Source organism: Vibrio paracholerae (assembly GCF_037672085.1).
In the GTDB taxonomy this organism is placed as follows: domain Bacteria; phylum Pseudomonadota; class Gammaproteobacteria; order Enterobacterales; family Vibrionaceae; genus Vibrio; species Vibrio cholerae.
In genome coordinates this window covers 2,009,909-2,029,882 of sequence record NZ_JBBHLM010000002.1, presented here as the reverse complement: position 1 = coordinate 2,029,882, position 19,974 = coordinate 2,009,909, and the positions used below count along the sequence as shown (strand labels likewise).

Sequence of the window (19,974 nt, the reverse complement as noted above, 5' to 3'; positions counted from 1 at the left end):
ACGTTAGATGACTCAAAAGCCTGTTCCTCAAGCCACATCTCCACTCGCGGTGTGGCTTGATTATTTAGCCCACATACATACTTCCGCCATTGACCTCGGCCTAGAACGTGTTCAAGCCGTCGCTCAAAAAGCCAAACTCACCAAACCAGCGCCCACCGTTATCACGGTTGCGGGCACCAATGGTAAAGGTTCCACCTGTGCATTAATGGAAGCGATTCTGTTGCAAGCGGGTTATTCTGTTGGCGTATACAGTTCTCCGCACTTGATTCGCTATAACGAGCGTGTGCGCATCAATGGCCAAGATCTTGCCGATGAGATGCACACCCAAGCGTTTGCGCACATTGAGCAAGAGCGAGGTGATATAAGCTTAAGCCTATTTGAATTCGGTACACTCGCAGCACTTTATCTTTTTGAGCAGCAGAAAGTCGATGTGTTGCTGCTTGAAGTGGGGTTGGGTGGCCGTTTAGATGCGACCAACGTTGTCGATCACGATATCAGTGTTATCACCAGCTTAGCGCTCGATCATACCGATTGGCTTGGCAATGACATCGCTGTGATTGGTTATGAGAAAGCGGGTATCTTCCGTTCAGGAAAACCAGCGATTTGTGGGCAGCCTAAGCCACCTGCAACCGTTGCTGCGCATGCCGATGATATCGGCGCCAAACTGCATCAGGTGGAAATCCAATTTAGTTATGAGAAAACCTCAGCAACGACTTGGAGTTGGCGTAGTGGCCGCTTTGAATTGACCGATCTTCCTATTCCATCTCTGCCGTTACCGAATGCGGCAACGGCTTTAATGGCGCTTGGTTGCTCTGGGCTTGCCATCAGCGATATTAATATCGTGGATGGGCTACGGAATGCCCAGTTAGCAGGACGAATGCAGGTGATTAGTCATCAACCTACGATAGTGCTTGATGTCGCGCATAACCCGCACTCAGCCCATTATCTGGTTCAGCAACTGACACAACGCTACCCAGAGCGCACCATTCATCTGGTGTTTGGGATGTTGCATGATAAAGATATTGCTTCAACAGTGGTCGAGTTAAGCCCGGCGGTGACGCATTGGTATCCCGCTTCGTTGTCTGGCCCTCGTGCGGCTACGGCGGCGCAGCTCTGTAAGTATTTACCTGCGGATATTACTCAATATGCCAATCCTGTGTTGGCATTTGAAGCCGCGTTGACACAGGCTGGGGTACAAGATGTCATTGTGGTCGCTGGCTCTTTCCATACGGTAGGTGAAGTGCTTGAACATTGGCAAAAAACGAGGGGAATAAATGGCCAGTAAATTTCAAAGCCGTTTAGTTGGCACCATAGTATTGGTCGCAATCGGGGTGATTGTGCTGCCCGATGTGCTTGATGGTAAGAAAACCCATTTTAAAGAAGAGATTGCCAGCGTCCCAATTAAACCGCAGCCGGAAGGTGAGGTAGAAAAGTTCGAAGTGCTGGAGCCTGTGCAAGATGATGTTGCCTTACCTGAAGCGCCGGTTTCTGTCACCCAAACTGGTCAGGATGAACAAGTCAGTGTTGCGCCAGTAACGCCGGCACCGATACCGACTGTGGCCAAAAACACCGCTCCGGTCAAAGTGGCAGAACCGCCTGTGTCCGTCACGGTAACTGAGGTTCCAGAAACGAATGAATACCAAGATTCCGCATGGATCATTCAGTTGGTGGCACTGAAAAATGCCGATAATGCACGCAATCTTGTGGCTGACTTACAAAAACGTGGTTACCAAGCGCATGTCAAGCAAGAGAATGATTTTACCAGAGTGATTATTGGCCCTGATGTTTCAAAATCTAAGCTTGAAACTCAACTCGTGGAATTGGAAAAGATTACTGGCGCCAAAGGCCGATTGCTTAAATTTAAACCACTAAACCCATAAGAAAACGTTTGCGTCGCGTTTTTTTCTGTTAAAATGCGCGCCAACTTAAGATGTAAGAACTCATGAACTGGTTAGATATTGTCATTTTAAGTGTGATCGGCTTGTCTGCGCTGATCAGTCTTGTTCGCGGCTTTGCCAAAGAAGCCTTGTCTTTAGTGATTTGGTTTGGGGCGTTTTATATCGCTTCGGAGTACTACGCCAAACTGGCGGTGTATTTCACCAACATTAAAGATGACATGTTTCGCAACGGAGCGGCCATTGCGGCTCTGTTTGTGGCGACATTGATCGTCGGTGCTATTGTTAACTACGTGATTGCCCAACTGGTCGAAAAAACAGGACTCTCAGGAACCGACAGAATTCTCGGTGTGGTGTTTGGTGCACTTCGCGGGGTGTTGATTGTCGCAGCAGGTCTGTTCTTCATGGATGCGTTTACCGCATTTCCAAACACAGAGTGGTGGAAAAGCTCGCAGCTAGTGCCTGAATTCAGTCGCGTTATTGCTCCGTTCTTTGAACACCTAAAAGCAACATCAAGTTTTCTCTCTGGCGCGATTTAGCGCCGGAGACGGTTGAAATCGAGGATTATGACATGTGTGGTATTGTTGGAATCGTGGGTACAACGCCTGTAAACCAGTCAATTTATGACGCTTTGACGGTCTTGCAGCATCGTGGCCAAGATGCCGCGGGTATTTGTACCATAGAAAGCAATCGTTTTCGTCTGCGTAAGGCAAACGGATTAGTCAGGGATGTCTTTGAAGCGAAACACATGCAACGCCTGCAAGGCAACGTCGGGATCGGCCATGTGCGTTACCCCACCGCAGGCAGTTCTAGTGCCTCAGAAGCTCAACCTTTCTATGTTAACTCCCCTTTCGGTATCACACTTGCTCACAACGGTAATCTGACCAACGCAAATCAAGTGCGTCAAAAGCTGTTTGAAAAAGACCGTCGTCATGTAAATACCACCTCGGATTCAGAGGTGCTGCTCAACGTACTGGCTCATGAAATCGATACGGTAAAGGGCAATGTTACTGCCGAAGATGTGTTCCGTGCGATCAGCAATGTACACCGTACCATCCGTGGTGCTTATGCAGTGGCGGCGATGATCATTGGCCACGGTATGATTGCGTTTCGTGACCCATACGGTATTCGCCCACTATGCCTCGGTAAGCGTGAAGTCAATGGTCAGCACGAATATATGGTTGCCTCTGAGTCGGTCGCACTGGATGCGGTCGGGTTCGATTTTGTACGCGATGTCGCGCCCGGCGAAGCGATTTATGTCACTTTTGACGGGGAACTCTACACCAAGCAGTGTGCCGATAATCCAGCACTCAACCCATGTATTTTTGAATTTGTCTACTTTGCGCGCCCAGATTCGTTTATCGACAAGATTTCCGTCTATAGCGCTCGTGTCGAGATGGGTAAGCGTTTAGGTGAGCGCATCAAAAACGATTACAGCGATCTCGATATCGATGTCGTGATCCCAATTCCCGAAACCTCTTGTGATATCGCCCTACAAATTGCACAGGCGATTGATAAGCCATACCGCCAAGGCTTTGTCAAAAACCGCTACGTTGGCCGAACCTTTATCATGCCTGGCCAGCAACAGCGTAAGAAATCGGTACGCCGTAAACTTAATGCGATTCGCTCAGAGTTTAAAGACAAGAACGTACTACTGGTGGATGATTCTATCGTGCGTGGCACCACCTCAGAGCAGATCATTGAGATGGCTCGTGATTCTGGGGCAAAGAAAGTCTACATCGTCTCTGCTGCCCCTGAGATTCGCTTCCCGAACGTGTATGGTATTGATATGCCAAGTGCCAATGAGCTGATTGCTCATGGTCGTGATAACGATGCTATCTGTAAGCAGATTGGTGCCGATGCCTTGATATTCCAAACCTTAGAGGATTTGGTGGAAGCGGTTCGTTGTGGCAACCCTGATATCATCAAGTTTGAAGCTTCGGTCTTTAATGGTGAATACGTGACCGGTGACATCGATCAGCAGTACTTGGAGTTCCTCGAATCAATGCGCGGTGATGACGCAAAAGTACAACGTGAAATTCAACAAGATCTGGCAAACCTTGAGCTGCATAATGAAGGCGCTTAAGTAAAAAACGGGATCGGATAATCATCAAAAAGGCTTCCCGTGGGAAGCCTTTTTCGTTATCCCCCCTCACGACCGCTACGCTTTGGTGAGGGGATGAGGTGATGGTTTACTCTCGGTTAGCCAAGGTTACAGCACCATGGCGGCAATCCAACCGAAGACAATGAGTGGCAGGTTGTAGTGAATAAAGGTTGGCACAACGGTTTCCCAAATATGCTCGTGCTGACCATCCGCATTGAGGCCGGATGTTGGGCCTAAGGTTGAGTCGGACGCAGGAGAGCCAGCATCTCCTAACGCAGCGGCGGTACCGACCAGAGCAACGGTGGCCATTGGTGAGAAACCAAACGAGAGACACAGCGGAACATAGATGGTCGCGATGATCGGAATGGTTGAGAATGACGAGCCGATGCCCATAGTCACCAACAAACCTACGACTAACATCAACAGAGCTGCTAGAGCTTTATTGTCACCAATGCTGGTGGAAAGCGAAGTGACCAGTGTTTCAACGCCGCCAGTGGCTTTCATCACCGCGGCAAAACCGGCCGCAGAAATCATGATAAAGCCAATCATCGCCATCATATGCACGCCTCTTGTGAACACATCATGCGTCTCTTTCCACGCAATCACGCCCCCAAAAGTGAATACCATAAAGCCTGCTAGTGCGCCGATGATCATAGACCCCGTCAACAATTGCACCGCTAATGCAGCCACAATACCGACACCCGCAATCGCAATATGCTGTTTATTGATCGACGAGCTTTCTTGTTGCACTACGGTCAATTCGGTTTCTTGATACTCACGAGGTTTGCGATAGCTAAAAAGTACCGCCAGCAGCAGACCAAAAATCATCCCTGCAGCGGGCAAAATCATCGCTGTGGGAACTTGGCTTGCGGTGATGCTTTCCAAACCATTCTCATGCAGGTTTTTTAGCAAAATGTTGTTGAGGAAAATGCCGCCAAAACCGACGGGAAGCACCATGTAAGGTGTGATCAAACCAAAAGTGAGGACGCAGGCGACTAAGCGACGGTCGAGTTTCAGCTTCGCAAAAACACTCAGGAGCGGCGGGATCAAAATGGGGATAAACGCAATGTGGACGGGGATGACGTTTTGTGAAGCCATCGCCATCAACAGCAAAGAGATGAGTACGAGGTATTTTAACCCGGTTGATGCTGCGTGGCTTTCTTGGCCGTGAATGCGACGAATCACGCTTTGCGCCAGTAAATCGGTGATCCCCGATTTCGAAATGGCCACTGCAAAGGTGCCAAGCATGGCGTAACTCAGGGCGATCGTGGCGCCACCACCCAAACCGCTTTCAAATGCGGCAACGGTTTCATTCAAACTCATACCAGCGACTAAACCACCGACCACGGCACTGAACGTCAAAGCAACCACGACGTTCACCCGCATCAGGGCTAGCAGCAGCATGACACAAACGGAAATGACTACTGGATTCATATTTTTTCTCGGGATGTTGTGTTTCCCCAGCCCACTTGAAGAAGCAAGAAGGGTAGGGATGGGCCTGATTGGTTAAAGCGGTTCATGGGTAGAACGAGCTTCAATCTAAATCGGCATCGTTGTTATTGTCCTCATCATCATTGACCAATGGCCAGCCACCTAAAGCTTTCCACTGGTTGACAATGGTGCAGAACAGCTCTGCAGTTTTTTGGGTATCATACAAGGCGGAATGTGCCTCGCGATTGTCAAATTCCATCCCAGCAGTTTTACAGGCTTTGGCTAGCACGGTCTGCCCGAAAGCAAGACCACTTAGCGTTGCCGTGTCAAACGTGGCAAAGGGATGGAAAGGAACACGTTTTAATTTACAACGTTCGCTCGCGGCCATCACGAAACTGTGATCGAAATGCGCGTTATGCGCCACAATAATGGCGCGACTGCAATCTGCCGCTTTTTGTTCTTTGCGAACCAGTTTGTAAATCTCTTTTAATGCATGATCTTCACTCACTGCACCCCTTAGTGGGCTAAACGGATCGTAAATGCCGGTAAATTCTAGTGCGGCTTTTTCGAGATTCGCGCCTTCAAAGGGTTCGACATGAAAATGGATAGTACTTGCTGGGTGTAAATCGCCGTTTTCATCCATACTCAAGGTGACAGCACAAATTTCTAAAAGCGCATCGGTTTGCGCATTGAATCCTGCGGTCTCTACATCGATAACCACAGGAAAATAGCCACGAAAGCGTTTTTTCAAGGTTAGCGCGTCATTTTTATCAGTCATGCGGGTTCTAAATTGTGTGATAAGGCTGGCATTATTGCAGATTCTGCGGTGGAGCAAAACCTAGCTTATCTAAATCGCGGCAATTAATTGTTCAATAAAGAGAAGCGATAAGGTTGAAAGGGATTCATTCAAGGCTGTTTTGCGGCAACCAAGTTGTTTGGGAACCGTCATGCCAGTATCGTGCTGGCTAGATTTTTGCATCACCTCCACCAAGTCTCGCAGGCGGCAAATTATCGCCTGAGCATGCAGTATCAGTAGTGAGAAAAAGTATTTATGAATAAATGGGTTATCACAAGTTTGTTTGCCATAAGCACCTTATCAGCGTCCGTCGCTTCGGCGTTGGAAGTGCGTTATGTGGCAACACCACAACAGTCTACGTGGCAAATGGCAACCAATACTCCGTTGGAATGCCGCCTTGTGCACCCGATCCCCAACTATGGTGACGCCGAGTTTTCGTCTCGCGCTGGCAAGAAAATCAATCTCGACTTTGAATTAAAAATGCGTCGCCCAATGGGGGATACCCGTAATGTCAGCCTAGTCTCTATGCCTCCGGTTTGGCGGCCGGGGGAAGGCGCAGATCGCATCACTAACTTGCAGTTTTTCAAACAGTTTGATGGTTATATCGGTGGGCAAACCGCGTGGTCGTTACTCAGTGAACTGGAAAAGGGGCGCTACCCGACCTTCAGTTATCAAGATTGGCAAAGCCGCGATCAACGTATTGAGGTTGCGCTCTCTTCAGTGCTGTTTCAGCAACCCTATAGTGAATTTAGTGACTGTATTTCCAAGCTATTGCCTTACAGCTTTGAAGATATATCGTTTACTATTTTACACTACGACCAAGGCACCAGTGTTGAGCTGAATAAAGCGTCACAAAAGCGTTTGGCACAGATCGCTGAGTATGTACGCTATAACCAAGATATTGATTTAGTGCTGGTTTCCACCTACACCGATTCAACGGACACCAATAACAATAGCCAAAATTTGTCGGAACAACGGGCTGAGGTGCTGCGCGAATATTTCCAATCGATCGGGTTGCCGGAAGATCGTATCCAAGTGCAGGGCTATGGCAAACGTCGGCCGATTGCCGATAACGCTTCGCCGATTGGTAAAGACAAAAACCGCCGCGTGGTAATTTCACTAGGCCGCACTCAGGTGTGATAGCGAGTCACACCTGAATTGGTAGAGCGCATTGGTTGGGGGATACCGTTAATTGAGGCGAAACTGAGCAATAATCTCGCATTTCGAGGCGGTATCTATATGTTGCACCATGCGTGCGATCTCTGGATTGGGGTGGCGCTTCATAAAATCGAGCAGCGCTTTACGACAACAGCCTAAAGAGTCAACAAAAGCTTCACAGCCTGGCTTATGGCACTGAGGGATCAGCGTGAGGACGCGCTCTGAGGCCAGTTGTAGGTATTTAAGCTCGTATTGGTTATCGCCCATGGTGCGCCAAAACTTGGCCATGTTGTGACAAGAGATAACCGAGATCATCATGCGATCTTCCATCTCAATCTCTTCACTTTCATCCAACTGTTGGCTGACGGTGAGCGCTTGTTGATAGTGAAGAATGCTGCGCAGGTGGTCTGACTCCTGCATAGCGATATCGGCTAATAGGGTATGCCTTTCCCACTCTTTTATATTCATCACACCTTCTCCTTGATTATCTGTTGTCTCAGATTAATTGATAATTATTATCATGTAAATGACAGGAATTGTGTGGGAATTACGCATTGCAGAGAAAGGGTGGAAGAACAGCACGCAAAAAAATGCCGTCCATAAGACGGCATCATGCATCAGAATCGGCGATTAGCCTTCAAGACCTGCATAGGCTTGCTTGTTTTGGATAAGCTCAATCATGTAACCATCAGGGTCTTTCACGAAAGCGATGTGAGTTGTCCCGCCTTTCACTGGGCCTGGTTCACGGGTTACAATGCCTCCCGCCGCTTTGATGGTATCGCAAGTCGCATAAATATCATCAACCCCAATCGCGATATGGCCGTATGCGTTGCCTTTCTCATAGTCCGCCACGCCCCAGTTGTAGGTCAGTTCAATGACCGCACCTTGGGATTCATCACCATAACCTAAGAAGGCGAGGGTGTATTTGTACTCAGTATTCTCATTTTTGCGCAGCAGGTTCATACCCATTACTTGAGTATAGAATTCGATCGATTTATCCAAATCGCCGACGCGTAGCATGGTGTGCAAAATACGATGGTTGGACATTAAGAGCTCCTTACTTTCCGGATAACGGTTTTTTGGGAAATTAGCTTTCTGGGTACACTTTATCTTTGAATTCACAAAGATCTTCTATAATGCAACTGCCACAACGTGGTTTGCGCGCGACACAGGTGTAGCGGCCATGTAGAATCAGCCAGTGGTGCACATCGAGTTTAAACTCATTAGGTACGACTTTGAGTAGCTTGTGCTCTACTTCGTCGACGTTTTTGCCGACCGCAAATTTGGTGCGATTGGAGACGCGAAAGATGTGCGTATCGACCGCAATAGTCGGCCAGCCAAAGGCTGTATTCAACACGACATTGGCGGTTTTACGCCCAACACCGGGCAGCGCTTCTAATGCTTCACGATCTTCCGGCACTTCACCTTGATGTTTTTCCAGCAAAATACGGCAAGTTTTGATGACGTTTTCGGCTTTTGAGTTAAATAAACCAATGGTTTTTATATACTCTTTGACGCCATCCACACTCAGATCAAGCATGGCTTGTGGCGTATTGGCCACCGCATAAAGTTTATCGGTGGCTTTGTTGACGCTGACATCGGTCGCTTGCGCGGAGAGCAGTACCGCAATCAGCAACTCAAAGGGGGAGTTCCAGTTTAATTCGGTTTCGGGTTTTGGGTTGTTAGCCCTCAGCCGTTCTAAAATTTCAATCCGTTTCGCGTTATTCATTAGACGGGTTGGCTTCCTTGATCAGGTTAGACATTGGTCACGCGTGCACGCTCTATGGCTTGCTTTTGTTGTTTTGGTTGGCGAGCGGCAATCTGTTTATCAATCACACTTTTAGCGGCGATCAAAAAGCCCACCCCGATGAAGGCTCCGGGGGGCAACAGTGCCAGCAAAAAGGCGCTGTCAAAGTGAAACACTTCGATGCGTAGAACTTTAGCCCATTCTCCGAGTAGGAGGTCCGCGCCATCGAACAGCGTGCCATTGCCGATGATTTCACGCAGTGAACCGAGCACAACCAGTACTGAGGTCATCCCCAATCCCATCCAAAATCCGTCTAACGCGGCTGGGAGTACATCATTTTTTGAGGCAAACGCTTCAGCACGACCTATGATGATGCAGTTGGTCACAATCAGTGGAATAAAAATGCCGAGTGAGAGATAAAGCCCATAAGCGTAGGCGTTCATCAGTAACTGTACGCAAGTCACCAGCGAAGCGATGATCATTACGAACACCGGAATTCGGACTTCTTTCGGCACATAATCACGCACGAGAGAGACGGTGACATTCGAGCCGACGAGTACAAGAAGCGTGGCGATGCCTAATCCGAGGGCATTGGTCACGGTGGAGGAAACGGCGAGCAGCGGACACAATCCCAGTAATTGCACTAAGGCTGGGTTGTTGTTCCACATGCCATTTAACATCAGAGTTCGGTTTTCACTCATGTTATTGACCCTCACACGGATTCGGCTGATGGTGCAGCTGTTGTTGATGTTGGTTGACATACTCCACGGCTTTTTTGACCGCCAGTACGACAGCACGAGGAGTAATGGTTGCACCCGTAAATTGGTCAAACTGACCGCCATCTTTACGTACTTTCCAGTCATCCTGATTATCGGCGGTGACTTGTTGGCCGTTAAAGCCTAATACCCAATTACTGATCCGTAAATCAATCTTATCGCCTAGCCCCGGTGTTTCTTGGTGGGCAAGCACACGCACACCAAGCACGGTGCCGTTATTGGCGATCCCGACGATCAATTTTATTTCACCGTTATAACCATCGGGGGCAATGGTCTCAATCGCAATGGCTGTGGGCTGACCGTCACGTTGCGCCAGATAAGCATGCATGGTTTTGGCTGTACCGAGCTTGGCATCATTGATTAAAGTACAGGCTTGCGCCAGAGGGTTATCGTGATACTTATGTGGGATCACTTGGTTGAGAACCTGCAGTAGCTGCTTTTGCTCTTGTTGTTGAATTTGCTCTGCGGTGAGGGCGTAAGTCAGCGCCACCAAACCCGTTGAAACACAGGCAAAGACGGCGAGAATCAGGCCATTTTTTCGAATTGCTGTCAGCATAAGTCGCGCTCTTAGTGTCCGTAAGTTCTCGGTTTGGTGTAGTAGTCAATCAGCGGTACGCACATGTTGGCGAGCAGTACGGCAAAGGCGACACCATCAGGGAAGCCGCCCCAACTACGGATCAGAAACACCATTGCACCGATGAAGAAACCGTAAATCAGGCGGCCTTTATCCGTCGTGCTGGCGCTGACCGGATCGGTTGCAATAAAAAATGCGCCCAGCATGGTTGCGCCCGAGAGTAGGTGGATCATGGGGGACGCGGTTGTTCCCGGTGCAAAAAGTTGTGCCAGTAATGCCGTGAAAACCAAACCTGCCAGCATTGCCATTGGAATGTGCCAACGGATAATACGCAGTTTCAGCAGAATCAGGCCACCGAGTAGATAGGCAATATTGACCCATTCCCAACCGATACCCGCAAAGCCACTAAACTGAGGCTGGGTCAAGGTTTCGCTCATGGTGTGTCCTGCTTTGAGCGAGGTTTTGATCGCATCGAGCGGGGTTGCCATGGTAATGCCATCGATGCCAGTACGAATTTGCTGTAGCGATAGACCATCACTGTCAAAACCGCCGAAGATCAGTGAGAACGAGTCTACCAGTGAGCTTGGTTCGGCGGTTAACTTGATGGGCGCCATCCAACTGGTCATCTGAACCGGAAAGGAGATCAACAACACTACGTAGGCGATCATCGCTGGGTTAAAGGGGTTTTGCCCAAGTCCACCATACAAATGTTTAGCAATCACGATCGCAAAAATCAGACCGATCACGACGACCCACCATGGTGAGAGGGGCGGGATAGCGACCGCGAGTAACCATGCGGTAACCACCGCGCTGTAATCGCGCAGTGCTGAGATTGGTGATCGTTTACGCAGCAGCATAATGCCCGCTTCGAGTGCCACCGCGACCGAGATGGCCAGCAGTAACTGGAACAGTGTGCCGTAGCCAAAAAAATAGGTCTGAGCGATCAGGCCGGGCAGTGCGCAGGCTAATACCCAACGCATAACGTCAGCCGTGCTGCGCTTACTGCGTAAATGTGGGGAGCTAGCAATAAAGAAGGCCACTAGTCTTTCTCCTCAGCGTTTAAATTAGATGATGATTGTTGGGCGGCTTTCCGTGCTTTGGCGCGAGCAATGGCGGCAGCGACCGCAGCTTTTTTCGGGTCAGCGTCGTCACTGCTTGGCGTAGCTTGAGTTGGCTGAGCTGTGCTTTCGGTTTCCTGCTGCTCTGCTTTACGCGCTTTAGCGCGAGCAATGGCCGCAGCGACCGCAGCTTTTTTCGGGTCAGCATCGTCACTGCTTGGCGTGGCTTGTGCTGGCTGATCTGTACTTTCGGTTTCCTGCTGCTCTGCTTTGCGCGCTTTAGCGCGAGCAATGGCCGCAGCGACCGCAGCTTTTTTCGGGTCAGCGTCGTCACTGCTTGGCGTGGCTTGTGCTGGCTGAGCTGCGCTTTCTGTTTCCTGCTGCTCCGCTTTACGCGCTTTAGCGCGAGCAATGGCGGCGGCGACCGCAGCTTTTTTCGGGTCAGCGTCGTTACTGCTTGGTGTGGCTTGTGCTGGCTGAACGGCGCTTTCTGTTTCCTGCTGCTCCGCTTTACGCGCTTTAGCGCGAGCAATGGCGGCGGCGACCGCAGCTTTTTTCGGGTCAGCGTCGTCACTGCTTGGTGTGACTTGAGCTGGCTGAGCTGTGCTTTCTGTTTCCTGCTGCTCCGCTTTGCGCGCTTTAGCGCGAGCAATGGCGGCGGCTACTGCAGCTTTTTTCGGGTCAGCCTCGTCACTGCTTGGCGTGGCTTGTGCTGGCTGAGCTGTACTTTCGGTTTCCTGCTGCTCCGCTTTACGTGCTTTGGCGCGAGCAATGGCGGCAGCGACAGCCGATTTCTTATCGTCCGCATCATCATTGGTTGATGCTTCAGTCACTTCACCTTTTTGAGCCTTGCGTTCCCGAGCTTGGCGTTTACGCTCTTCACGCAGTTTAGCCATTTCACTATTATCAGGCTCACTGGCACCACTTTGCGCAGCTTCTGCCTGTTTAGCTTTAGCGCGTGCAATCGCTGCCGCAATAGCCGGTTTTACGCTGTTATCGGTTGGCTCAAGCTGAGCTTTTTGGGCTTTAACCCGTTCAATGGCCGCCGCAATCGCATCGGAGCCACCTTGCTGCTGCATCTCTTTACGGCGATCTTCCGCCGCTTGCTTGAAGCGATTTTCACGCTCCGCTTTATCCCGCTCCATGCGCGCTTTTTTCTCTTCGAAGCGTGCTTTTGCTCGTTCAGCGGCTTCCGCTTCTAAGCTGCGGGTACGAATCTCTGCTTTGGCTTGGCGATAGTACTGCACCAACGGAATTTCACTCGGGCAGACATAGGCACAAGCGCCGCACTCAATACAGTCTTTTAGATTGAGCTCTTCACACTTATCAAATTCTTCGGCTTTCGCGTGCCACTGTAACTGCTGTGGTAATAGAGAGACCGGACAGGCTTCGGCGCATTGACCGCAGCGGATACACGCCATCTCATTATCACCACTGGTTAACTCGTTGCGTGTAGGCGCAAGAATACAGTTAGCGGTTTTGGTGATCGGCACTTGCGCATGGGGCAGAGTGAAGCCCATCATCGGGCCGCCCATGATGAGACGCGGCAGTTTTTTATCAGCTTTGTAGCCAAACTCATTGAGCAGCGCTTGGACAGGCGTGCCGAGCAATGCCCAAACGTTACGTGGTTTACGGAAACAATCACCGGAGAGTGTCACTACACGGCGGATCAGCGGTTCACCATGTACAATCGCGCGCGCAATTGCCTGCAATGAGCCGACATTTTGCACCATTAAACCGATATCGGCAGGAATGCCACCTTTCGGAACTTCCAAGTTAGTCAGGATTTTGATGAGTTGTTTCTCACCACCAGACGGGTATTTGGTTGGGATAACGCGGATCACCATCGGTTTGTCTTGCGCGGCTTGTTGCAGCGCTGCAATGGCTTCCGGTTTGTTATCTTCAATCCCGATGATGGTAAGTTTTGGCTTTAGAATGTGTTCAACAATCTCGATCCCCTGAATAATTTCGTGGGCATATTGACGCATTAACACATCATCTGCGGTGATATAAGGCTCACACTCGGCGGCGTTAATGATCAAGATTTCGGTGCGCGAAAGCCCAGATTGCAGTTTCTTCGCAGTTGGGAAACCTGCGCCACCCATACCTGAAATACCTGCCTGACGGATCAGCTCCAACAGTGTTTCAGGGGACAACTGTTGATAATCGGGTTGCGGCTGTAAATCAAACCACTCTTCTTGTTGGTCTGGTGTCAGTACAATACACAGCTCGCTCAAACCGGAAGGGTGAGCGACAGTGCGCGGCTCAATAGCGCTAATGACGCCAGAAGTCGGCGCATGAATCGGCAACATGAAGGTCGACGTATATTGCGTCAGCGGTTGGCCTTTTAAAACGCGATCGCCGACTTTCACCAGTAAATCGCCTGCCTTACCAATGTGCTGCTTGAGCGGCAGTACCAGCTCATTCGGAATGCTCGCATTGATAATCTGCTGACGGTTGGATTGGTGTTTATTTTCAAACGGATGAATGCCGCCGGGGAAGTCCCAAAGCTTACCAGATTTGATTTGTTCGATTAATGACAACATACCCATCCTTAATTCGCACTTTTCTGCGCAGCAGGCGCAGAATCGGTCACATTGACCACAGGGATGGCATTGAGTTGCCACTTCCAGCTCTCTGGCGTGGTTTGTACCGGGATCATTTCAATACAGTCGGTCGGGCAAGGCGCGACGCACAGGTCACAACCCGTGCACTCATTTTTGATCACTGTGTGTACGGCTTTGTTACCGCCCACAATCGCATCGACCGGGCAAGCCTGAATACACTTGGTGCAGCCGATACACATGTCTTCATGGATAAAGGCGACCATTTTGACTTTGTTGTCCAGATCATGGGCGGAGTCTTGAACTTCGACACCCATCAAGTCTGCAAGTTTTTCAATGGTCGCTTGGCCACCCGGAGGGCATTTGTTAATCGCATCACCATTGGCAATCGCTTCGGCGTAAGGGCGACATCCGGGGTAGCCGCATTGGCCACATTGGGTTTGCGGCAAGATAGCATCTATTTGGTCCACGATAGGGTCGGCTTCTACCTTAAAGCGAATCGAAGCAAAGCCGAGTATGGCTCCAAACACGGCGGCCAATGCCGCCAGCGCAATAACAGCGATGACGATGGTACTCATTACAGTTTCACCAATCCGGTAAAGCCCATAAAGGCCAAAGACATTAAACCTGCGGTGATCATCGCAATGGATGCGCCTTTAAAGGGAGTGGGGACATCGGCAACATGGATTCGCTCACGCATCGAAGCGAACAAGATGAGCACCAGCGAGAAACCAACCGCAGCACCAAAACCATAAATGATCGATTGAATAAAGTTGTGGTTTTCGTTGATGTTGAGCAGCGCAACCCCTAATACCGCACAGTTAGTGGTGATGAGTGGCAGGAAAATGCCCAGCAGGCGATAGAGTGTCGGACTGGTTTTGTGCACCACCATTTCGGTGAACTGTACTACGACAGCGATCACCAAAATAAAGCTCATGGTGCGCAGATACTCAATGCCGAGCGGACGTAACACGTAACTTTCCACCAGATAAGCGCACACCGAAGCTAAGGTGAGGACGAAAGTCGTCGCCAACCCCATGCCAATGGCGGTCTCTAGTTTTTTTGATACGCCCATAAAAGGACATAAGCCCAAGAACTTCACCAGTACAAAGTTATTGACCAGCACAGTGCCGATTAACAACAAAAGATATTCGGTCATAGTTATATAAATGTTTGCTTCCGATCCCAGCATTATCCTGCTTTGCCAAAGCAATAACAACCAAGGAAAGATAAGGTTTTAGGTAGATGGAGATAAATTATACGCAATAAGTGGCAAATAGGATGCGAATGGCAGGGATTGATAAGAGATCTTGACGGGAATCTTGCAGAGAAAAACATCAATAAAAAAGCCCAGTCTTTACTGACTGGGCTCTAAATTTGGCTCCTCCTGCGGGACTCGAACCTGCGACATACGGATTAACAGTCCGCCGTTCTACCGACTGAACTAAGGAGGAATAGTTTCGGCGCCGATGTTAACGACCCAGCTAGTGGGTGTCAATGATTTTTAATGAAAAAAAGCGCACTTTTTTATGTGGTAAAGGGTTTACTTTTTTGTATCCCTTACCGCAATTGAGCTGTATTCACTTATCCACCAAAATTGTGGATAAGTGTGTTGATGGATCTTGAGTTAATGTTTGAGCGAATAAGTCTTGAGTAAATGCTCAGTTTGATTTCTGAGGGATTTTTGTGGTAACCGTTTGTTTTTATTTTAAATTTATTGGTTTTCCACAATGCTAATCCTGCGCGGTAAGTTTATGAATTGCGGACACAAAAAAACGCTCAGAGGAAAATCTGGGGAAAACAGGTGGATTATTTTTGAGGGCGAGAATGGCGCTAGGCCGATGTAGGGCTGAGGATATTAGCAAACCTCTATTGATGAAGCTAGGGATATTTTTACAAAGATTAAGAGCTGCCCCACAGGAACTACGAAATCTGTTTACACCACGTTGTACGTGATGAAAAGCGAGAGAAGAAGTGCTTGATCATCCGGTCAGCATCCCGCCACAATAGCGCTCAATACAAAAGCGTGACGAGGATGCAATGAGCAAAGCATTTGAATTGGTTTCAGACTATCAACCTGCTGGTGATCAGCCTACCGCGATTAAGCAATTGCTGGAGGGGTTGGAAGCGGGCTTGGCTCATCAAACTCTGCTTGGGGTAACGGGTTCGGGTAAAACCTTTACGTTAGCGAATGTGATTGCTACCGCGCAGCGTCCCACCATTATACTTGCGCCTAATAAGACACTGGCGGCTCAATTGTACGGCGAAATGAAAGCCTTTTTTCCCAACAATGCGGTGGAGTATTTCGTTTCTTACTACGACTACTATCAACCAGAAGCCTATGTGCCGACCACGGATACTTTTATAGAAAAAGACGCGTCCGTGAACGCTCATATTGAACAGATGCGCTTATCGGCCACTAAAGCCTTGCTTGAGCGCAAAGATGCAGTGATTGTCGCTTCGGTTTCTGCCATCTATGGTCTGGGCGATCCGGATTCTTATCTAAAAATGATGCTCCATTTACGTCGTGGTGATGTGATTAATCAACGTGACATGTTGCGTCGTTTGGCGGAGCTGCAATATTCACGCAATGATATGGCATTTGAGCGCGGTCAGTTCCGGGTACGCGGAGAAGTGATTGATATTTTCCCTGCCGAATCGGATCAAGAAGCTGTTCGAGTGGAAATGTTTGATGATGAAGTCGAATGCATCAGCTTATTTGACCCGCTGACCGGCGTGATTACGTCACGCGATTTAGCTCGGTTTACGATTTACCCCAAAACTCACTATGTCACCCCACGCGAGCGCATTCTTGAGGCGATAGAGCAGATTAAGAGCGAGTTACAGGTCCGTCGCCAATATCTGCTGGATAACAATAAATTGCTGGAAGAGCAGCGGATTGCTCAGCGAACTCAGTTTGATATTGAGATGATGAACGAATTGGGATTCTGCTCAGGGATCGAAAACTACTCACGTTACCTAAGTGGTCGTGCAGAAGGCGAGCCGCCTCCAACGCTCTTTGATTACTTGCCTCACGATGGCTTGCTGATCATCGATGAATCACACGTCACCGTGCCGCAAATTGGCGCGATGTTTAAAGGCGATCGTTCGCGAAAAGAAACGCTGGTGGAGTTCGGTTTTCGTCTGCCGTCAGCCTTGGATAACCGTCCACTTAAGTTTGATGAATTTGAAGCATTAGCACCGCAAACCATCTTTGTGTCAGCAACACCGAGTGAATATGAGCTCACTAAATCGGGTGGTGAAGTGGCGGAGCAGGTGGTGCGTCCAACCGGTTTGTTAGACCCGATCATTGAAGTACGTCCGGTCGCCACTCAGGTGGATGATCTGCTTTCTGAAGCGCGCATTCGCGCGGCCAATGATGAGCGGATTTTGGTGACTACCTTAACCAAACGCATGGCCGAGGATTTAACCGAATATCTGCATGAGCATGGTGTGAAAGTTCGCTATTTACACTCGGACATTGATACCGTCGAACGGGTAGAAATTATTCGTGATTTACGATTAGGCGTATTTGATGTGTTGGTGGGGATCAACTTGCTACGTGAAGGTCTGGACATGCCAGAGGTCGCTTTAGTGGCGATTTTGGATGCTGATAAAGAAGGCTTTTTGCGTTCCGAGCGTTCACTCATCCAGACCATGGGTCGTGCAGCACGTAACGTGAATGGTAAAGCAATTTTGTATGCAGACTCGATCACCAAATCCATGCGTAAAGCGATCGATGAAACCGAGCGTCGCCGTGAGAAGCAGCTGGCTTATAATGAGCAGCGCGGTATCACGCCGCAGCCTTTAAAACGCAGCGTTAAAGACATCATGGAACTGGGCGATATTGCGAAATCGCGTAAACAGAAGAACAGCAAAGTGGTGCCATTGGCGAAAGTGGCTGAAGAATCGGCGGCTTACCAAGTGTTGACCCCTCAGCAGCTTGAAAAAGAGATCAGTAAATTAGAAGCCGCAATGTATCAGCATGCGCAGAACTTAGAGTTTGAGCTAGCGGCGCAAAAACGTGATGAAATTCATCAGTTGCGTCAGCAGTTTATCGCCAATAGTTAGCCTTGCTTTCATTTTTTAGGAAGCTGCGCGATAACACGACAGTGTTCGCCAATCATAGGTATCTTTATGTGAATTAGGGATAAATCAGGTGCCACTGAGCAAGTGTTTAGGAAGAGAAAAACACCGATTTCAAACACGCAGATAAAAAAATAGCCAATAGAATGAGTCTATTGGCTGTTATTTGTGAACATTGATTATTCACTAACAACGTCAGTTGGCTAGGTGACCCTTGCGGGTCAGTAGTAATCAAGCACATATCGTGCCAACTCAAATCGGTCTAGATGTGTGATGTTTGGCATCATTTATCAAGAAATTTCAATTCAAATTTGCAAAATGCAATTCCAAATGCAATTATTACAGCAAAATGCAAAATAATATGGCTAGGCTATGCAACATAATCAATCTTTGCAGAAAACAAAATATCTCCTCATGGTAGAAGACACGGCGTCGGTGGCGGCGCTGTATCGTTCTTACCTCACACCGCTGGATATTGATATCAATATCGTGGGTACCGGACGCGATGCTATCGAGAGTATTGGTCGTCGCGAGCCGGACTTAATCCTGCTGGATTTACGTTTGCCAGATATGACTGGGATGGACGTACTCTATGCAGTGAAAGAGAAATCACCGGATGTGCCTATCGTGTTTATGACCGCGCATGGTTCGATTGATACGGCGGTTGAAGCCATGCGTCATGGTGCGCAAGACTTTTTGATCAAGCCGTGTGAAGCTGACCGACTGCGGGTCACTGTGAATAATGCGATTCGCAAAGCCTCGAAACTCAAAAACGATATTGATAATAAAAATCAAAACTATCAAGGCTTTATTGGTAGCAGTCAAACCATGCAGGCGGTGTACCGCACCATTGACTCTGCGGCGAGCAGCAAAGCCAGTATTTTTATTACCGGCGAAAGTGGTACCGGTAAAGAAGTGTGCGCGGAAGCGATTCATGCCGCGAGCAAGCGCGGAGATAAGCCATTTATCGCCATCAACTGTGCGGCCATTCCGAAAGATCTGATTGAAAGTGAGTTGTTTGGTCACGTTAAAGGGGCTTTTACCGGAGCGGCGACTGAGCGTCAAGGCGCGGCAGAAGCGGCTGATGGGGGAACCCTCTTTTTGGATGAATTGTGCGAAATGGATCTGGATCTGCAGACCAAACTTCTGCGCTTTATTCAGACAGGGACATTCCAAAAAGTCGGCTCTTCCAAAATGAAAAGCGTGGATGTGCGTTTTGTGTGTGCAACGAACCGCGATCCGTGGAAGGAAGTGCAAGAAGGACGTTTTCGTGAAGATCTGTACTACCGCTTGTATGTGATCCCGCTGCATTTACCACCATTGCGTGCGCGCGGTGATGATGTGATCGAGATTGCTTATTCACTGCTTGGCTTTATGTCCAAGGAAGAGGGCAAAGATTTTGTCCGTTTGTCGGCTGAAGTGGTGGAGCGTTTTCGTCAATACGAGTGGCCGGGCAACGTGCGTCAATTGCAAAACGTTTTGCGCAACGTGGTTGTGCTCAATGAAGGTCGTGAAATCACCCTAGATATGCTGCCTCCTCCTCTTAATCAAATGTCCGCGCCGATCAATCGGGCTTTACCGCTTGCGCATGAGAATAAAGTATCCGTGCATGAGATTTTTCCGCTGTGGATGACTGAAAAACAAGCCATTGAACAAGCCATCGAAGCGTGTGATGGTAACATTCCTCGCGCCGCGACCTATCTGGATGTCAGCCCATCAACCATCTATCGCAAGCTACAAACTTGGAATGAAAAAGTGAAAGAAAAAGAGAAGGAACGGTAAGCG

General features: G+C 49.0%; 19 protein-coding genes and 1 tRNA gene. 7 read left to right on the top strand and 13 right to left on the bottom strand.

Going from position 1 to position 19,974, the window contains the following annotated elements; all coding sequences use genetic code 11:
* Positions 1–7 precede the first annotated feature (7 nt).
* From folC to purF, 4 genes are all read left to right on the top strand, one after another.
* Positions 8–1,285, top strand: a complete 1,278-nt coding sequence (gene folC / locus R4537_RS14345) for a bifunctional tetrahydrofolate synthase/dihydrofolate synthase (protein WP_071178526.1) — start codon at positions 8–10, stop codon at positions 1,283–1,285.
* On the top strand, positions 1,275–1,880 hold the full coding sequence (locus R4537_RS14340) for an SPOR domain-containing protein (protein WP_071178525.1): 606 nt from the start codon (positions 1,275–1,277) through the stop codon (positions 1,878–1,880). Before folC ends, R4537_RS14340 begins: the two co-directional genes overlap by 11 nt.
* A 62-nt stretch (positions 1,881–1,942) precedes the next feature.
* Positions 1,943–2,434, top strand: coding sequence for a CvpA family protein (locus tag R4537_RS14335; protein WP_001104251.1), 492 nt, complete (start codon positions 1,943–1,945; stop codon positions 2,432–2,434).
* Positions 2,435–2,466: 32 nt separating this feature from the next.
* On the top strand, positions 2,467–3,981 hold the full coding sequence (gene purF / locus R4537_RS14330; RefSeq protein WP_000334238.1) for an amidophosphoribosyltransferase: 1,515 nt from the start codon (positions 2,467–2,469) through the stop codon (positions 3,979–3,981).
* A 126-nt stretch (positions 3,982–4,107) separates the two neighbouring features.
* On the opposite strand, the gene R4537_RS14325 is transcribed toward purF, so the two are convergent.
* The 3 genes from R4537_RS14325 to R4537_RS14315 form a co-directional block, all read right to left on the bottom strand.
* Positions 4,108–5,433: a Na+/H+ antiporter family protein gene (locus tag R4537_RS14325; protein WP_001880817.1), complete on the bottom strand. Its 1,326-nt coding sequence runs from the start codon at positions 5,431–5,433 to the stop codon at positions 4,108–4,110.
* Between the two features lie 100 nt (positions 5,434–5,533).
* On the bottom strand, positions 5,534–6,208 hold the full coding sequence (gene rnt, locus R4537_RS14320) for a ribonuclease T (protein ID WP_000130223.1): 675 nt from the start codon (positions 6,206–6,208) through the stop codon (positions 5,534–5,536).
* A 69-nt stretch (positions 6,209–6,277) separates the two neighbouring features.
* Positions 6,278–6,409, bottom strand: coding sequence for a hypothetical protein (locus R4537_RS14315; RefSeq protein WP_001172782.1), 132 nt, complete (start codon positions 6,407–6,409; stop codon positions 6,278–6,280).
* A 72-nt stretch (positions 6,410–6,481) separates the two neighbouring features.
* Here R4537_RS14315 and motY point away from each other — a divergent pair, with 72 nt between their 5' ends.
* On the top strand, positions 6,482–7,366 hold the full coding sequence (gene motY / locus R4537_RS14310; protein WP_001045950.1) for a flagellar protein MotY: 885 nt from the start codon (positions 6,482–6,484) through the stop codon (positions 7,364–7,366).
* A gap of 48 nt (positions 7,367–7,414) precedes the next feature.
* Here motY and R4537_RS14305 read toward each other — a convergent pair whose 3' ends face one another.
* From R4537_RS14305 to R4537_RS14260, 10 genes are all read right to left on the bottom strand, one after another.
* Complete coding sequence (locus R4537_RS14305) at positions 7,415–7,852, bottom strand: DUF2753 domain-containing protein (protein WP_071178524.1); 438 nt, start codon at positions 7,850–7,852, stop codon at positions 7,415–7,417.
* Between the two features lie 162 nt (positions 7,853–8,014).
* Positions 8,015–8,431: a lactoylglutathione lyase gene (gene gloA, locus R4537_RS14300; RefSeq protein ID WP_071178523.1), complete on the bottom strand. Its 417-nt coding sequence runs from the start codon at positions 8,429–8,431 to the stop codon at positions 8,015–8,017.
* Between the two features lie 40 nt (positions 8,432–8,471).
* Positions 8,472–9,113, bottom strand: a complete 642-nt coding sequence (gene nth / locus R4537_RS14295; protein ID WP_071178522.1) for an endonuclease III — start codon at positions 9,111–9,113, stop codon at positions 8,472–8,474.
* Positions 9,114–9,139: 26 nt separating this feature from the next.
* A complete protein-coding gene (locus R4537_RS14290) occupies positions 9,140–9,832 on the bottom strand; it encodes an electron transport complex subunit E (protein ID WP_001293888.1) in 693 nt (230 codons plus the stop codon).
* A 1-nt stretch (position 9,833) separates the two neighbouring features.
* Positions 9,834–10,463: an electron transport complex subunit RsxG gene (gene rsxG / locus R4537_RS14285; RefSeq protein WP_071178521.1), complete on the bottom strand. Its 630-nt coding sequence runs from the start codon at positions 10,461–10,463 to the stop codon at positions 9,834–9,836.
* 11 nt (positions 10,464–10,474) lie between these two features.
* Positions 10,475–11,521, bottom strand: a complete 1,047-nt coding sequence (rsxD, locus tag R4537_RS14280; RefSeq protein WP_071178520.1) for an electron transport complex subunit RsxD — start codon at positions 11,519–11,521, stop codon at positions 10,475–10,477.
* Complete coding sequence (gene rsxC, locus R4537_RS14275; protein ID WP_338953381.1) at positions 11,521–14,085, bottom strand: electron transport complex subunit RsxC; 2,565 nt, start codon at positions 14,083–14,085, stop codon at positions 11,521–11,523. Before rsxC ends, rsxD begins: the two co-directional genes overlap by 1 nt.
* Before the next feature lie 8 nt (positions 14,086–14,093).
* Positions 14,094–14,681 carry an electron transport complex subunit RsxB gene (gene rsxB / locus R4537_RS14270; protein ID WP_000104488.1) on the bottom strand — a complete coding sequence of 196 codons (588 nt, stop codon included), beginning with the start codon at positions 14,679–14,681 and terminating at the stop codon, positions 14,094–14,096.
* Complete coding sequence (gene rsxA / locus R4537_RS14265) at positions 14,681–15,262, bottom strand: electron transport complex subunit RsxA (protein ID WP_000141551.1); 582 nt, start codon at positions 15,260–15,262, stop codon at positions 14,681–14,683. The genes rsxB and rsxA overlap by 1 nt, the downstream gene beginning before the upstream one ends.
* Before the next feature lie 219 nt (positions 15,263–15,481).
* Positions 15,482–15,557, bottom strand: a tRNA-Asn gene (locus R4537_RS14260).
* A gap of 586 nt (positions 15,558–16,143) precedes the next feature.
* Between R4537_RS14260 and uvrB the strand changes: the two genes are divergently transcribed.
* Complete coding sequence (uvrB, locus tag R4537_RS14255; RefSeq protein WP_071178518.1) at positions 16,144–18,174, top strand: excinuclease ABC subunit UvrB; 2,031 nt, start codon at positions 16,144–16,146, stop codon at positions 18,172–18,174.
* Positions 18,175–18,561: 387 nt separating this feature from the next.
* Complete coding sequence (gene luxO / locus R4537_RS14250; protein ID WP_071178517.1) at positions 18,562–19,971, top strand: quorum-sensing sigma-54 dependent transcriptional regulator LuxO; 1,410 nt, start codon at positions 18,562–18,564, stop codon at positions 19,969–19,971.
* Positions 19,972–19,974 lie beyond the last annotated feature (3 nt).

What these genes read in the sequence shown, in the direction of transcription:
- folC (WP_071178526.1), top strand. Translation starts at nt 8, where the DNA reads ATGACTCAAAAGCCTGTTCCTCAAGCCACATCTCCACTCGCGGTGTGG.
- R4537_RS14340 (WP_071178525.1), top strand. Translation starts at nt 1,275, where the DNA reads ATGGCCAGTAAATTTCAAAGCCGTTTAGTTGGCACCATAGTATTGGTC.
- R4537_RS14335 (WP_001104251.1), top strand. Translation starts at nt 1,943, where the DNA reads ATGAACTGGTTAGATATTGTCATTTTAAGTGTGATCGGCTTGTCTGCG.
- purF (WP_000334238.1), top strand. Translation starts at nt 2,467, where the DNA reads ATGTGTGGTATTGTTGGAATCGTGGGTACAACGCCTGTAAACCAGTCA.
- R4537_RS14325 (WP_001880817.1), bottom strand. Translation starts at nt 5,433, where the DNA reads ATGAATCCAGTAGTCATTTCCGTTTGTGTCATGCTGCTGCTAGCCCTG.
- rnt (WP_000130223.1), bottom strand. Translation starts at nt 6,208, where the DNA reads ATGACTGATAAAAATGACGCGCTAACCTTGAAAAAACGCTTTCGTGGC.
- R4537_RS14315 (WP_001172782.1), bottom strand. Translation starts at nt 6,409, where the DNA reads ATGCAAAAATCTAGCCAGCACGATACTGGCATGACGGTTCCCAAACAA.
- motY (WP_001045950.1), top strand. Translation starts at nt 6,482, where the DNA reads ATGAATAAATGGGTTATCACAAGTTTGTTTGCCATAAGCACCTTATCA.
- R4537_RS14305 (WP_071178524.1), bottom strand. Translation starts at nt 7,852, where the DNA reads ATGAATATAAAAGAGTGGGAAAGGCATACCCTATTAGCCGATATCGCT.
- gloA (WP_071178523.1), bottom strand. Translation starts at nt 8,431, where the DNA reads ATGTCCAACCATCGTATTTTGCACACCATGCTACGCGTCGGCGATTTG.
- nth (WP_071178522.1), bottom strand. Translation starts at nt 9,113, where the DNA reads ATGAATAACGCGAAACGGATTGAAATTTTAGAACGGCTGAGGGCTAAC.
- R4537_RS14290 (WP_001293888.1), bottom strand. Translation starts at nt 9,832, where the DNA reads ATGAGTGAAAACCGAACTCTGATGTTAAATGGCATGTGGAACAACAAC.
- rsxG (WP_071178521.1), bottom strand. Translation starts at nt 10,463, where the DNA reads ATGCTGACAGCAATTCGAAAAAATGGCCTGATTCTCGCCGTCTTTGCC.
- rsxC (WP_338953381.1), bottom strand. Translation starts at nt 14,085, where the DNA reads ATGTTGTCATTAATCGAACAAATCAAATCTGGTAAGCTTTGGGACTTC.
- rsxB (WP_000104488.1), bottom strand. Translation starts at nt 14,681, where the DNA reads ATGAGTACCATCGTCATCGCTGTTATTGCGCTGGCGGCATTGGCCGCC.
- rsxA (WP_000141551.1), bottom strand. Translation starts at nt 15,262, where the DNA reads ATGACCGAATATCTTTTGTTGTTAATCGGCACTGTGCTGGTCAATAAC.
- uvrB (WP_071178518.1), top strand. Translation starts at nt 16,144, where the DNA reads ATGAGCAAAGCATTTGAATTGGTTTCAGACTATCAACCTGCTGGTGAT.
- luxO (WP_071178517.1), top strand. Translation starts at nt 18,562, where the DNA reads ATGCAACATAATCAATCTTTGCAGAAAACAAAATATCTCCTCATGGTA.